This is a genomic window from Rhizobium laguerreae, from assembly GCF_002008165.1.
Classification (GTDB): domain Bacteria; phylum Pseudomonadota; class Alphaproteobacteria; order Rhizobiales; family Rhizobiaceae; genus Rhizobium; species Rhizobium laguerreae.
In genome coordinates this window covers 929,341-943,031 of record NZ_MRDM01000014.1, presented here as the reverse complement: position 1 = coordinate 943,031, position 13,691 = coordinate 929,341, and the positions used below count along the sequence as shown (strand labels likewise).

Sequence of the window (13,691 nt, the reverse complement as noted above, 5' to 3'; positions counted from 1 at the left end):
GAGGAACGCTTATCATGACAATCGAGGACGATCTCAGCCGGATCGTGGAGCAGGAGAAAGTGCTGAGCTTCGACGCCTTCGACCTGACGACGGCATGGCAGCTCGGCAAACTCCTGCAGGAACTCGCCACCGAACGCGGCCTCGGTATCGCGATCGACGTGACCCTGCATTCGATGCCCGTTTTCTATGCTGCCCTCCCGGGTGTGACGCCCGATAACGTCAATTGGGTCCGCCGCAAGCGCAACATGGTGCTGCGTTATTTCCGCAGCAGCTATGCCTCCGGCCTGAAGTTGCAGAGGGACGGCAAGACGGTGGAGGATAACGGGCTTTCCGGCGCCGACTATGCGCCGCATGGCGGCAGTTTCCCGATCAACGTCAAAGGCACCGGCTGCATCGGCGCCGTCACCGTCTCCGGCCTGCCGCAGCGCGACGACCACAATCTCGCGGTCGAGGCGCTGGCACTGATGCTGGCCAAGGATCTGGATTCGCTGCGGCTCGCCTGAGATGGCTGCAATTTCCGGCAATCGCCGCATGGGTGATGGCTACGAGCCGCATGTCGATGATATCGATGGAAGGCTGATCTATTCGCTTCCCGTCGATTCCGGCCATGTCAGCCTGTCGTTCGAATATGAGATCGAGGCCGGCGATCTGGCTGTGCTGCTCGATGACGCCTATCGCCGGGCGGTCCTGCATTGGGTTCTTCACACCAAGCTTCAGCGCACGATCACCGGCATGGCCGTGGAGATATCGCAAGCCGATTTTCGTGCGCTCTTGTCGGAGATATTGCATTCGCCGATCGACGACGTGGAGCGGATGATCGAGGCCGTGAACCGCCAGCACAATATTCGTTTGCAACATTGTATTCGTCTGGATCTGGCGCAGGAGCGCTGACAATGCTTTTCGCTCGTCATGCTCGGCCTTGTGCCGAGCATCTGCCGCGCTATCCGTAGATCCTCGGCACAAGGCTGAGAATGACGTCTCTTGCCGGTGAGGCCGTTCGCCTCAGAGCTTGCTGCCAGCCTCAGTGATGCCCTTCGTCAGGCTGCCCGTCGCCGGGAAAAGCGGGATGAGACAGGCCTGCAGCGCGTGGTAGATATCGCCCTTACCGGGGAAGAGAGAGTGAGAGGGAACGAGATCCTCCGTCAGCTCCTCATGCCAGCCGCCGTTCTTGTGGTCGATGAAGGCGCGCTCGATCACGTTCCAGATCTTGCGGTAGCTCTCTTCATGGAAATCGCTCGGCAGGTGCTCGTTGAGGAAATGTGCGGCAGCCGCACCTTCGCAGGCTGGCCACCAGAGCTTGTTGCGCTTGGCGGGCTTGTCGTCCCAATCGAGCGTATAGAAGAAGCCGCCCTTGTCGTTGTCCCAGCCGAGCGCCATGGATTGCGCAAAGAGGGCCTTCGCCGCATCCGGCATCCATTCGATCCGTTTGCCGCCGAGCGCCCAGAGCTGCAGGATGAGGCGGGCCCATTCCAGCCAATGACCGGGCGTTGTGCCGGCCGGGCGGAACATTTCATTCGAATGATAGTAAGCCTTGTCGAGATTCCATTCGGCATCGAAATGCTCGGCGACGCGCCAGTCGACCGAACCCGCCGCGCGGCGGATAACGAGATCGGCGATGCTTTCGGCCTTGGTCAGGTATTCCCTGTCGCCGGTGGCTTCGAAGGCCGCCATCAGCGCTTCGGTCAGGTGCATGTTGGAGTTCTGGCCGCGATAGGCGCCGCCGTCGAGCGGCTGCCAGTCGGCGGTGAATTCCTCGGCGATCGCGCCGTGCTTCGCTTCCCAGAATTTTGTGTTGAGGATCTCGGTGATATCGGCGAGCATGCCGTCGGCAAGCGGATGGCCGATCGTCTTTGCCGCTGAGGCGGCGAGCAGCACGAAAGCATGGCCATAGCCCTGCTTGTTGGAATCGACCGGACCGTCATTGTTGAGCGACCAGAAATAGCCGCCGTTTTTCCGGTCGCGATGATGGTTCCAGATATAGTCCATGCCGTGGTCGACGACGTGGGAGGCTCCGGGGCGGCCGAGCAGAGCACCGATCGAGAAGCAATGCACCGCGCGCGCCGCGATATGGATGCCGCGGACCTGGCCATCGGCGTCGAGAGGCCTACCTTCGTCGTCGAGATCGTAGAAGCCGCCCTTTGGGTTGACCGAATTGTGCTGGAAGAAATCGAAGAGACCGTTCGCCTGGGTCAGCAGCCAGCCGCGGTGATAGGCGCGGGTCGTCCAGTTTCCAAGCACGGCGTTTCCGATTGCGGGTGCCATGATGCTCCTCCGATTTCGTGCACAAAGCGTGGTAAACGCCTATATAGGCGTCGTGCGAGTCTGTCATCCGGCGAGATTTGCAAAGCACGAAATCGACAGGCATATATTGACATAAAGATATCTTTATGTGATTTGGAAGTCTGGTCTTACGACGTCAAGGAGCCCTCCCGTGTTTGACAATCTCTTTGGTCCGGAAACGGGCAAACGTGACGGCAGTGAAGTTTTCGCAGCTTTGAGACAAGCCGCGAGCGAACGCATCCTTGTTCTGGACGGCGCCATGGGCACGCAGATCCAGGGGCTTGGCTATGATGAAGACCAGTTCCGCGGGACGCGCTTCTTCGGCTGCGCCTGTCACCAGAAGGGCAATAACGACCTTCTGATCCTGACCCAGCCGGACGCGATCGAAGAGATCCATTACAGATACGCCAAGGCCGGCGCCGATATTCTGGAGACCAATACTTTCTCCTCGACCCGCATCGCGCAGGCCGATTATGAGATGGAAAGTGCGGTCTATGACCTCAACAAGGAAGGTGCCGAAATCGTGCGCCGCGCGGCGCAGCGCGCCGAGCGTGAGGATGGCCGCCGCCGCTTCGTCGCCGGCGCCATCGGGCCGACCAACCGTACCGCCTCGATCTCGCCCGACGTCAACAATCCTGGCTTCCGGGCCGTGACTTTCGACGATCTGCGTTCCGCCTATGGCGAGCAGATCGACGGGCTGATCGACGGCGGTGCCGACATCATCCTCATCGAGACGATCTTCGACACGCTGAACGCCAAGGCTGCGATCTTCGCCTGCGAGGAGCGCTTCGAGGCCAAGGGCGTGCGCCTGCCGGTGATGATCTCCGGCACGATCACCGATCTTTCAGGCCGCACGCTGTCCGGCCAGACGCCGTCGGCCTTCTGGAACTCGGTGCGCCATGCCAATCCCTTCACGATCGGGCTCAACTGCGCGCTCGGTGCCAATGCGATGCGCCCGCACCTGCAGGAGCTTTCGGGTGTTGCCGACACCTTCATCTGCGCCTATCCGAATGCCGGCCTGCCGAACGAGTTCGGCCAGTATGACGAAACGCCGGAGCTGATGGCGGCGCAGATCGACGGCTTCGCCCGCGAGGGCCTCGTCAATATCGTCGGCGGCTGCTGCGGGTCGACGCCCGAGCATATCAAGGCGATCGCCGAGACCGTTTCCAAGTACAAGCCACGGCCGATTCCCGAGCATCGCCCCTTCATGTCGCTGTCGGGTCTCGAACCCTTCGAACTGACCAAGGACATTCCCTTCGTCAATGTCGGCGAGCGCACCAACGTCACCGGCTCGGCCCGCTTCCGCAAACTGATCACCAACGCCGATTTCACCGCAGCGCTCGATGTCGCCCGCGACCAGGTCGAGAACGGCGCGCAGGTGATTGACATCAACATGGACGAAGGCCTAATCGATTCCGAAAAGGCGATGGTCGAGTTCCTCAACCTCATCGCCGCCGAGCCTGACATCGCCCGCGTGCCCGTGATGATCGACTCGTCGAAGTTCTCGATCATCGAATCCGGCCTGAAGCGCGTCCAGGGCAAGCCGATCGTCAACTCGATCTCGCTGAAGGAAGGCGAGGAGAATTTCCTCGCCCAGGCGCGGCTGCTGCACAATTATGGTGCCGCCGTCGTCGTCATGGCCTTCGACGAGACGGGGCAGGCGGACAGCTACGAGCGCAAGGTGGATATCTGCACGCGTGCCTACAAGCTGCTGACCGAGAAGATCGGCTACCCGCCCGAGGATATCATCTTCGACCCGAACATCTTCGCGGTCGCGACCGGCATCGAAGAGCACAATAATTACGGTGTCGACTTCATCGAGGCGACGCGCACGATCCGCGAGCGCATGCCGCTGGTGCATATTTCGGGCGGCGTGTCGAACCTTTCCTTCTCGTTCCGCGGCAACGAGCCGGTGCGCGAGGCGATGCATGCCGTGTTCCTCTACCACGCCATCCAGGCGGGCATGGACATGGGCATCGTCAATGCCGGCCAGCTTGCCGTCTACGACAATATCGATCCCGAGCTGCGCGAAGCCTGCGAGGACGTGGTGCTGAACCGTCGTCCTGATGGTACCGAGCGGCTGCTCGAAGTGGCGGAGAAATTCCGTGGCGGCGCGGCACGCGAAGGCCGCGTCCAGGATCTTTCCTGGCGCGAATGGAGCGTCGAGAAGCGTCTCGAGCATGCGCTGGTCAACGGCATCACCGAATATATCGAGACCGATACCGAGGAGGCGCGCCTGCAGGCCGCCCGGCCACTGCACGTCATCGAAGGGCCGCTGATGGCCGGCATGAACGTCGTCGGTGACCTCTTCGGCTCGGGCAAAATGTTCCTGCCGCAGGTGGTCAAGTCGGCACGCGTGATGAAGCAGGCGGTTGCCGTGCTGCTGCCCTATATGGAAGAGGAAAAGCGCCTCAACGGCGGCGACCAGCGACGGTCGGCCGGCAAGATCCTGATGGCGACGGTCAAGGGCGACGTGCACGATATCGGCAAGAACATCGTCGGCGTCGTGCTTGCCTGCAACAATTACGAGATCGTCGACCTCGGCGTCATGGTGCCGGCGACGAAGATTCTCGAGACGGCCATTGCCGAGAAGGTCGACGTCATCGGCCTCTCCGGCCTGATCACGCCGTCGCTCGACGAGATGGTGCATGTTGCTGCCGAGATGGAGCGGCAGGGCTTCGAGATCCCGCTATTGATCGGCGGGGCGACGACCAGCCGCGTGCATACGGCCGTGAAGATCCATCCCGGCTACAACAAGGGGCAGACGGTTTACGTGACCGATGCGAGCCGCGCCGTCGGCGTTGTCTCGGCTCTGCTGTCGCCGGATAGCCGCCAGGGCTATGTCGACGATATCCGCGCCGAATATGCCAAGGTGGCGGCTGCCCATGCGCGTAGCGAGGCAGAGAAGGTGCGGCTGCCGTTGCCGCGAGCCCGCGAGAATGCCCACAAGGTCGACTGGTCTGCCTACCAGCCGAAGAAGCCGCAATTCTTCGGCACGCGGGTGTTCGAGGATTACGATCTGGCCGAGCTTGCCAAATATATCGACTGGACGCCGTTCTTCCAGACCTGGGAATTGCGCGGCCGTTATCCTGCCATTCTCGAAGACGAGAAGCAGGGCGAGGCGGCGCGCGCGCTCTGGGCCGATGCGCAGGCGATGCTGAAGAAGATCATCGACGAGAAGTGGTTCCGCCCGCGCGCCGTCATCGGCTTCTGGCCGGCCGGCGCGGTCGGCGACGATATCCGGCTGTTCACGGACGAGGGCCGCAGCCAAGAACTGGCTACTTTCTACACGTTGCGTCAGCAGCTTTCGAAGCGGGACGGGCGGCCGAACGTGGCACTTTCCGATTTCGTGGCGCCGGTTTCAAGCGGCGTTGAGGATTATGTTGGCGGCTTCGTGGTGACGGCCGGCATCGAGGAAATCGCCATCGCCGAGCGTTTCGAGCGGGCGAACGACGATTATTCGTCGATCCTCGTCAAGGCGCTGGCCGACCGCTTCGCCGAAGCTTTTGCCGAGCGTATGCATGAGCAGGTGCGACGCGAATACTGGGGCTATGCCAAGGACGAGACGCTCAGCAAAGAGGATCTCATTACCGAAGCCTATGCCGGCATCCGTCCTGCGCCCGGTTATCCCGCCCAGCCCGACCACACCGAAAAGGCAACGCTGTTCAAGTTGCTCGACGCTGAAAAAGCGGCCGGCGTGAAGCTGACGGAGAGTTATGCGATGTGGCCCGGTTCCTCGGTCTCCGGCCTCTATATCGGCCACCCCGACTCCTATTATTTCGGCGTCGCCAAGGTGGAGCGCGATCAAGTCGAGGATTATGCGGCGCGCAAGCAGATGGCGGTGTCTGAAGTCGAGCGCTGGCTCGGGCCGGTGCTGAACTACGTGCCGCGCAAGGCCGAAACCGAGATCGAGGATGCGGCGTAATCAGCCGTTGGCATCGTCCGCTGACAAAGTGATTCAAGAAATGAGGAAGCCGGAAAGTGATTCACTTTCCGGCTTCATGTTTTTGAAAATGAATGTGAAAATCATATCGCCGAACTTAATCTGGAGCAGGTCTCACAAAAAATTGCTGCGGTTTCGCGGTAACGACATGCATAAAAACAGAGACCTAAAGGGCGAGGAGCGAATCTGAAGGGTTGCGACACGCTTTAGCGGCGAACGGGCTCAGTTTTCTTTGCCTTGGCGAGGTCAAGAAATCTCGCCTTAATCGTTGCAAAAAGTCCAGGCGGAATGAAGCCATAAGCGAGTATTCCTCCGCTGCCGGGCACTGGCGAAAGTCCGCCATTCGGCCATTCATCGATATTGTATTCCGAGATGATAACCCAACTCGGCTCATCATCCAGACCGATTGCCTGCTTCACCTTCGGCGGGATTTCGATTCCGACCGTTTCGCCTGAAGGCGGGGTGTGCGTGATCGGCAACAGGACGACGTAGCGAGGATTGGCGAGGCTATCGCTTGCCGCGACGAGACAGGCTGGTCTGTCCTTGCCCTGGTCGCGACCCGCCAATGCTTCGCGCGACCAGAGGTAATCGTAGCGCACGACCAAGCCCGGCCTCGGTTCGGGAAGCGACGCCATGCGATGTTATTTCAGCAATTCATCGAGAGGAGCGTGGACAGGATCCATCTCTGCGCGCTCAATGGCATCGATGACGACAGAGAGGGCATCGGCGGTTTTGTGCGTCCGTTGCGCGGCGGCCTTCAGCCAATCATAGTGTTCCGCGGACATGAGGATGAATTCACGACGGCCATGCCGGGTGATCTCGACAGGTTCACGTTGCGCCTGATGCTGGAATTCGCCGAATTTACGCTGAAATTCCAGAGCCGTGGTCTGAGCCATCTTACCCGTTCCAACTTACGATATCCGAATTATACGTATAATTCGGATAAATTCAAGCCTCTCACGTCACCGCGATCGTCAGCTCCGCGACAAAGTCATAGGCATCGCCGCGATAGAGCGAGCGGGTGAATTCGACGGCGCGGCCGGAGCCGAGATAAGAGATACGCTCGATCGACAGGCCGGCCGCACCCGCGGAGACGCCGAGAAGCTGGGCGTCGGCTTCCTTCATATTGGTCGCGGAGATGCGCTGCACGGCGCGCACCGGGCGGACCTGAAGGCGTTCGAGTTCGGCATAGAGCGAATTGGTGACGGCCGAGGGATCGGGCAGGAATTCGCCGGAGACACTGGCATTCTCGATCGCCAGCGGCTGGTCGTCGGCGATGCGCAGGCGGGAAAGGCGCGAAACCTTGACGTCGGTACCGAGGCCAAGGATCATCATCTCGTCGGGCGAGGGGGTGTGGACGCCTTTATGCAGCCATTCGGAGCGGGAGGACATGCCGCGGCGCGCCATGTCTTCGGTGAAGGAAGTGAGCTGCGACAGGCGCTGCTCAACCTTGGAGACCGGCTTGGCGACGAAGGTGCCTGAACCGTGACGGCGCACCAACAGGCCATCGGCGACGAGTTCGTCGATCGCCTTGCGCACGGTGACTCGACTGACGGCGGCGAATTCGGCGATGTCGCGTTCCGGCGGCAGCGCATCGCCGTGCCCGAGCGTGCCGGTGCGCACGGCTCCTTCGAGCGTGCGGCGCAGCTTGACGTAGAGCGGACCTGTGCCGGCTGCCTGCAGGCGCTCCAGGGAAAGGAGGGTAGCGAGGTCGTCGGTCATGCCGCACCTCTCTGCCTGTCGTTTAAGAGCTTGACCGCAAGTTCCACCGCGCCCTGCAGGGCATCGCCCTTCGGGCTGGCAAGCAGCGACCGGTAGCGTTCGGAAAGCCACGGCTCATAAGCTTCGGCAAGACCGCCGAGCAGGCAGATCGATGGGCATTCGGGCCAGAGTAGCGCTTCGAGACTTTCGCCGATCGCCGTTGCCGCATCCGTGACGATGCCGTCCGCGACGGCATCGTCCTTGGCGGCATGTTGGAAGACGGTGGGGGCGTAACGGGCAAAATCCTTCGGTCTTGCGGAATGGGCGAATTCGACGATGCGCTCGGGATCATTGCCGTATTCGGTCATGACCGCGTCGGTGATCGGCGATGCCGGGCGCACCCCGTCATGGGCAAGCAGTGATCGTTCCAGTAGGTCGCGGCCGAGGCGGGCACCGCTTGCCTGGTCGCCGACAACGAAACCCCAGCCGCCGATGCCGTTCAACCGGCCATCCTTGCGGGCATTATAGACCGAGCCTGTGCCGAAGGCGCCAACGATGCCGTCGGCATCGCCGAGCGCACCCTGTAGGGCGATCAGCGCATCGGTGACGACACGGCCTTCGGCGAAGGGCAGGGCCTTTTCGATTCGCCTGCCGTAATCGCCGACATTGGCGCCGGCGACGCCGACGACCGCTGCGACAGAGGAAAGAGTTTCAGCGGCAAGCCCGGCATCGCTTAGCGCCTGCCGGGCGGATTCGACGATGTTGAGAAGAGAGTTTTCCAGATCCGACAGGATATTGGCAGGGCCTGATTTGCCGCGGCCGATGACATTGCCGTTCCTGTCCGCGACTGCGGCCCGGCAGCTCGTTCCGCCGCCGTCTATGCCGATTGCAAGCTCCGTCATCGGGCCCTCCGAATATGCGTTCCCCATGGTTTTTAGTACAATACCAAAAAAATACCATTTACCAAGTGGGAATGACACGGAAAATCGATCTTTTTATCATATTGATTTTGCTTGATTAAATTTTTTAATGAGTTTTATCAGGCCGAAAAGTTAATTTCGACTGGACAATTGGTATTTTTTTGGCATTAATTCGGCAAAAGGGAACAGCACTTCGAAGCCCACGAAAACCGGCAGTTAAACCAAGCCGGAACCGCTTCGAGGATGATCGAGATGACAACCCGCCGGCCCGTCAAGCTGGTGGTGAAGGTCAGGCATCCATCGGCTTTCCCCATCATTTCGCCACCTGGTGCAGTCGCCGGGAAGGCGCGCAGTTCGGCCGCAGGCGTCCGCCTTCGTGTCCGTTGAGCTTTCGGGACCGGCATTGCTGGCGGTCCTCCAAGGGGGCATTGGGTGTTACCTCAAACACGCCAATTGCTTGTTTCAGATCGAAGACAGCGCCTAGCGGCGCTTTAAAACAGGAGAGGGAAATGAAAAACACTGCTCTGAAAAGCTTGCTGCTTGCCTCCAGTCTGCTGACTTCAGCGGGCCTCGTCCATGCCGCCGACGTCACGCTGACGGTGGAAAGCTGGCGTAACGACGATCTGCAGATCTGGCAGGAAAAGATCATCCCGGCCTTCGAAGCGAAGAACCCGGGCATCAAGATCGTCTTCTCGCCGACCGCGCCGACCGAATACAACGCCTCGCTGAACGCCAAGCTTGATGCCGGCTCCGCAGGCGATATCATCACCTGCCGTCCGTTCGATGCCTCGCTCGAACTCTTCAACAAGAAGCAGCTCGCCGACATCACCAGCCTGCCTGGCATGGAGAACTTCTCGCCGGTCGCCAAGGCCGCCTGGAGCACCGACGACGGCAAGTCCACCTTCTGCGTGCCGATGGCTTCGGTCATTCACGGCTTCATCTACAACAAGGATGCCTTCGACAAGCTCGGCATTTCCGTGCCGAAGACGCAGGACGAGTTCTACGCAGCGCTCGACAAGATCAAGGCCGACGGCACCTACATTCCGCTCGCCATGGGCACGAAGGACCTCTGGGAAGCCGCTACCATGGGCTATCAGAACATCGGCCCGAACTACTGGAAGGGTGAGGACGGCCGCGCCGCTCTGATCGCCGGCAAGCAGAAGCTGACCGATGCCGAATGGGTCAAGCCCTATGAAGAGCTTGCCAAGTGGAAGCCCTATCTCGGCGACGGCTTCGAGGCCCAGACCTACTCCGACAGCCAGAACCTGTTCACGCTCGGCCGCGCGGCGATCTATCCTGCCGGTTCGTGGGAAATCGCGCTGTTCAACAGCCAGGCCCAGTTCAAGATGGGCGCCTTCCCGCCGCCGGTTCCGAAGGCAGGCGACACGGGCTACATCTCCGACCATCCGGATATCGGTGTTGCCCTGAACGCAAAGAGCACCCATGCCGAGGAAGCCAAGAAGTTCCTCAGCTGGGTCGCTTCGCCGGAGTTCGCTGATATCTACGCCAACTCGTTGCCGGGCTTCTTCAGCCTGAACTCCACCCCGGTCAAGATGTCCGATCCGCTCGCTCAGGAATTCGTTTCCTGGCGCGGCCCGTACAAGTCGACGGTGCGCTCGACCTACCAGATCCTGTCGCGTGGCACGCCGAACCTCGAAAACGAGACCTGGGTCGAATCGGCCAACGTGATCAACGGCACGGATACGCCTGCGGTTGCCGCCAAGAAGCTGCAGGACGGCCTCGACAGCTGGTACAAGCCGGCCAAGTGATAGCGTGTGGAGGGCGGCGTTTGCCGCCCCTCATCCGGCCTGCCGGCCATCTTCTCCCACTTCAGAGGAGAAGGAGACTCGCAGCGACCTCCCAGCCCGACTTGGCATCAAAGCAGGGCACGTTCCTTCTCCCGGCAGCCGGAGAGACGGTCAGGGGTGAGGCGCAATGTTTCCATCTGCGCTGCACCTTGCGGCCAGTCGACAAGAACAGGCAAAAGCCATGAGCGAAACCGACAACACGGTCGATATCGTCCCGATCAGGCGCCCGGTGCGCTGGCATATCTTCGTCTTCATGCTGCCAGCCCTGATCGTCTATTCTGCCGTCATGGTGCTGCCGCTCATCGAAACGCTCAGGCTTTCGCTCTACAATACGGTCGACGGGCAGCCGGCCTTCGTCGGACTGGCGAATTTCAAGGTGCTGTTCGGCGATGCGCGCTGGGCGCGCGATTTCTGGAATGCGCTGGTCAACAACCTGATCTTCTTTGCCATCCACATGTGCGTGCAGAACCCGATCGGTGTGGCGCTTGCCGCCCTGCTTTCGGTGCCGAAGCTCCGCGGCGTCGCCTTCTACCGCACGGCGATGTTCCTGCCGACGCTACTCTCCTTCGTCATCGTCGGCTTCATCTGGAAGCTCATCCTTTCGCCGATCTGGGGCGTGGCGCCCTGGATGCTCGATCTCATCGGCTTGAAATTCCTGTTCGCGCCCTGGCTCGGCAAGGCCGGTTCGGCGCTGATCGCGGTGTCGCTGATCTCGAATTGGCAATATATCGGCATTCCGATGATGCTGATCTATGCCGCACTGCTCAGCATCCCCGAAGAGGTGATCGAGGCGGCCGAATGCGACGGCATTACCGGTTGGGCCCAGTTCTGGAAAATCAAGCTGCCGCTCATTCTGCCGGCGATCGGCATCATCTCGATCCTGACCTTCGTCGGCAATTTCAACGCCTTCGACCTGATCTATACTGTGCAGGGGGCGCTGGCCGGGCCTGACATGTCGACCGACATTCTCGGCACGCTGCTCTACCGCACCTTCTTCGGTTTCCAGCTTCAGCTCGGCGACCGCTCGATGGGCGCGACGATTGCCACGGTGATGTTCCTCATCATCCTCGCCGGCGTCTCGCTTTATCTCTTCGTCATCCAGCGGCGCATGCGTCGCTACCAGTTCTGAGGAGCGCGCATGTCCAAGGCACGCACATCTCCCATCCGCACCGGCCTCGTACATCTGGCGCTGAGCGCCTATACGCTGGTCGCGTTGTTTCCGGTGTTCCTGACCATCGTCAACTCGTTCAAGGATCGCGCTTCGATCTTCCGCGAGCCGCTGATGATCCCGACGCCGTCGACCTTCAGTCTGGTCGGCTATCAGACGGTGCTGGGGCAGGGCGATTTCGCCACCTATTTCCAGAACAGCTTCATCGTCACGATCGTCTCGATCCTGCTGGTGCTGCTCTTCGGCGCCATGGCCGCCTTTGCGCTTTCCGAATACCGTTTCCGCGGCAATATGCTGCTCGGGCTCTACATGGCGATCGGCATCATGATCCCGATCCGTCTCGGCACGGTGGCGATCCTGCAGGGCATGGTGGCGGCCGGCCTCGTCAATACGCTGACGGCGCTGATCCTCGTCTATACCGCGCAGGGCATACCGCTGGCGATCTTCATCCTGTCGGAATTCATGCGCACGGTTTCGGACGATCTGAAGAATGCCGGCCGCATCGATGGGCTGTCCGAATATGCGATCTTCTTCCGGCTGGTGCTGCCGCTGGTGCGCCCGGCCATGGCGACGGTCGCGGTGTTCACGATGATCCCGATCTGGAACGATCTGTGGTTCCCACTGATCCTCGCACCTTCCGAGGCCACCAAGACGGTGACGCTCGGCTCGCAGATCTTCATCGGCCAGTTCGTCACCAACTGGAATGCGGTGCTGGCGGCGCTGTCGCTGGCGATCCTGCCGATCCTCGTCCTCTATGTCATCTTCTCGCGGCAGCTGATCCGCGGCATCACGTCAGGAGCCGTCAAGTGACCGAAAAGCCGATCCGCGTGCTCGTTGCCGGCCTCGGCAATATGGGCCGCAGCCATGCGCTCGCCTATCATAACAATCCAGGCTTCGAGATCGTCGGTCTCGTCAACCGCTCGACGCCGGAGCTGGCCGCCGAGCTGCAGGGCTATACGATCCATCCCGACTTCACGACGGCGCTCGCCGAGCTGAAGCCGGACCTCTGCTCGATCAACACCTATTCCGACAGCCATGCCGATTATGCGGTCGCCGCCTTCGAGGCGGGCTGTGATGTCTTCGTGGAAAAGCCGCTGGCGACCACCGTCGCCGACGCCGAGCGCGTCGTCGCGGCAGCCAGGAAGGCGGGGCGCAAGCTGGTGATCGGTTATATCCTTCGCCATCATCCTTCCTGGATGAAGCTGATCGAGGAGGCGCGCAAGCTCGGCCCGCCTTACGTCTTCCGCATGAACCTCAACCAGCAGTCCAGCGGCCCGACCTGGGCGACGCACAAGTCGCTGATGCGCACGACCTCGCCGATCGTCGATTGCGGCGTGCATTATGTCGACGTCATGTGCCAGATCACCGATGCGAGGGCCGTCGAGGTACGCGGCATGGGACTGCGCATGTCCGACGAGATCGCTGCCGACATGTATAATTACGGTCACCTGCAGGTGCTGTTCGAGGACGGTTCCGTCGGCTGGTACGAGGCCGGCTGGGGCCCGATGATCTCGGAAACAGCCTTCTTCGTGAAAGATGTGATGTCGCCGAAGGGGGCGGTGTCGATCGTCAAGGATCCGAACGCGAGGTCCGACGATATCGACACGCACACCAAGACCTCGGTGATCCGCCTGCACACGGCCGAGACTGGGCCTGACGGCAAGTTCATCCGGCCTGACCAGGATATGACGATGACGGGCGAGCCCGGTCATCAGGCGCTCTGCGACCTGGAACAGGCCTTCATGCTGAGGGCGATCCGCGAGGATCTGGACCTCGACCGCCATATGGCGGATGCGGTGGCGTCGCTGCGCATCTGCCTTGCCGCCGACGAGAGCGTGCGCACCGGCCAGCCGGTCAGATTATAAGGAAAG

At 61.1% G+C, this 13,691-nt stretch carries 12 protein-coding genes; 7 read left to right on the top strand and 5 right to left on the bottom strand.

What is annotated here, in order from left to right; genetic code table 11:
• The first annotated feature begins 14 nt into the window (after window positions 1-14).
• Together BS630_RS20445 and BS630_RS20440 are read left to right on the top strand one after the other, a co-directional pair.
• Window positions 15-503 carry a heme-degrading domain-containing protein gene (locus BS630_RS20445; protein WP_077978834.1) on the top strand — a complete coding sequence of 163 codons (489 nt, stop codon included), beginning with the start codon at window positions 15-17 and terminating at the stop codon, window positions 501-503.
• Between the two features lies 1 nt (window position 504).
• On the top strand, window positions 505-891 hold the full coding sequence (locus BS630_RS20440) for a hypothetical protein (protein WP_077978833.1): 387 nt from the start codon (window positions 505-507) through the stop codon (window positions 889-891).
• A gap of 111 nt (window positions 892-1,002) precedes the next feature.
• Here BS630_RS20440 and BS630_RS20435 read toward each other — a convergent pair whose 3' ends face one another.
• Window positions 1,003-2,262: an AGE family epimerase/isomerase gene (locus BS630_RS20435; protein ID WP_077978832.1), complete on the bottom strand. Its 1,260-nt coding sequence runs from the start codon at window positions 2,260-2,262 to the stop codon at window positions 1,003-1,005.
• 169 nt (window positions 2,263-2,431) lie between these two features.
• Here BS630_RS20435 and metH point away from each other — a divergent pair, with 169 nt between their 5' ends.
• Window positions 2,432-6,205: a methionine synthase gene (gene metH / locus BS630_RS20430; protein WP_077978831.1), complete on the top strand. Its 3,774-nt coding sequence runs from the start codon at window positions 2,432-2,434 to the stop codon at window positions 6,203-6,205.
• A 224-nt stretch (window positions 6,206-6,429) separates the two neighbouring features.
• Here the strand turns inward: metH and BS630_RS20420 are convergent, their stop codons facing one another.
• From BS630_RS20420 to BS630_RS20405, 4 genes are all read right to left on the bottom strand, one after another.
• On the bottom strand, window positions 6,430-6,858 hold the full coding sequence (locus tag BS630_RS20420) for a hypothetical protein (RefSeq protein ID WP_027664204.1): 429 nt from the start codon (window positions 6,856-6,858) through the stop codon (window positions 6,430-6,432).
• 6 nt (window positions 6,859-6,864) lie between these two features.
• On the bottom strand, window positions 6,865-7,119 hold the full coding sequence (locus BS630_RS20415) for a type II toxin-antitoxin system prevent-host-death family antitoxin (RefSeq protein WP_017961356.1): 255 nt from the start codon (window positions 7,117-7,119) through the stop codon (window positions 6,865-6,867).
• A gap of 61 nt (window positions 7,120-7,180) precedes the next feature.
• Window positions 7,181-7,945: a GntR family transcriptional regulator gene (locus BS630_RS20410; protein WP_020050885.1), complete on the bottom strand. Its 765-nt coding sequence runs from the start codon at window positions 7,943-7,945 to the stop codon at window positions 7,181-7,183.
• A complete protein-coding gene (locus BS630_RS20405) occupies window positions 7,942-8,826 on the bottom strand; it encodes a glucosamine kinase nucleotide-binding domain-containing protein (protein WP_077978829.1) in 885 nt (294 codons plus the stop codon). The genes BS630_RS20410 and BS630_RS20405 overlap by 4 nt, the downstream gene beginning before the upstream one ends.
• A gap of 527 nt (window positions 8,827-9,353) precedes the next feature.
• Here BS630_RS20405 and BS630_RS20400 point away from each other — a divergent pair.
• From BS630_RS20400 to BS630_RS20380, 4 genes are all read left to right on the top strand, one after another.
• Window positions 9,354-10,613 carry an ABC transporter substrate-binding protein gene (locus BS630_RS20400; protein WP_017961352.1) on the top strand — a complete coding sequence of 420 codons (1,260 nt, stop codon included), beginning with the start codon at window positions 9,354-9,356 and terminating at the stop codon, window positions 10,611-10,613.
• Window positions 10,614-10,833: 220 nt separating this feature from the next.
• The gene (locus BS630_RS20390; protein WP_017961351.1) at window positions 10,834-11,781 is read left to right on the top strand and encodes a carbohydrate ABC transporter permease; all 948 of its coding nucleotides are present in this window, start codon (window positions 10,834-10,836) and stop codon (window positions 11,779-11,781) included.
• A 9-nt stretch (window positions 11,782-11,790) separates the two neighbouring features.
• Complete coding sequence (locus BS630_RS20385) at window positions 11,791-12,630, top strand: carbohydrate ABC transporter permease (RefSeq protein WP_017961350.1); 840 nt, start codon at window positions 11,791-11,793, stop codon at window positions 12,628-12,630.
• A complete protein-coding gene (locus tag BS630_RS20380) occupies window positions 12,627-13,685 on the top strand; it encodes a Gfo/Idh/MocA family protein (RefSeq protein WP_077978827.1) in 1,059 nt (352 codons plus the stop codon). The genes BS630_RS20385 and BS630_RS20380 overlap by 4 nt, the downstream gene beginning before the upstream one ends.
• Window positions 13,686-13,691: the final 6 nt, after the last annotated feature.

Excerpts from the sequence above, each read along its gene's own strand:
- BS630_RS20445 (WP_077978834.1), top strand. The coding sequence starts at position 15 with ATGACAATCGAGGACGATCTCAGCCGGATCGTGGAGCAGGAGAAAGTG.
- BS630_RS20440 (WP_077978833.1), top strand. The coding sequence starts at position 505 with ATGGCTGCAATTTCCGGCAATCGCCGCATGGGTGATGGCTACGAGCCG.
- BS630_RS20435 (WP_077978832.1), bottom strand. The coding sequence starts at position 2,262 with ATGGCACCCGCAATCGGAAACGCCGTGCTTGGAAACTGGACGACCCGC.
- BS630_RS20420 (WP_027664204.1), bottom strand. The coding sequence starts at position 6,858 with ATGGCGTCGCTTCCCGAACCGAGGCCGGGCTTGGTCGTGCGCTACGAT.
- BS630_RS20415 (WP_017961356.1), bottom strand. The coding sequence starts at position 7,119 with ATGGCTCAGACCACGGCTCTGGAATTTCAGCGTAAATTCGGCGAATTC.
- BS630_RS20410 (WP_020050885.1), bottom strand. The coding sequence starts at position 7,945 with ATGACCGACGACCTCGCTACCCTCCTTTCCCTGGAGCGCCTGCAGGCA.
- BS630_RS20405 (WP_077978829.1), bottom strand. The coding sequence starts at position 8,826 with ATGACGGAGCTTGCAATCGGCATAGACGGCGGCGGAACGAGCTGCCGG.
- BS630_RS20400 (WP_017961352.1), top strand. The coding sequence starts at position 9,354 with ATGAAAAACACTGCTCTGAAAAGCTTGCTGCTTGCCTCCAGTCTGCTG.
- BS630_RS20390 (WP_017961351.1), top strand. The coding sequence starts at position 10,834 with ATGAGCGAAACCGACAACACGGTCGATATCGTCCCGATCAGGCGCCCG.
- BS630_RS20385 (WP_017961350.1), top strand. The coding sequence starts at position 11,791 with ATGTCCAAGGCACGCACATCTCCCATCCGCACCGGCCTCGTACATCTG.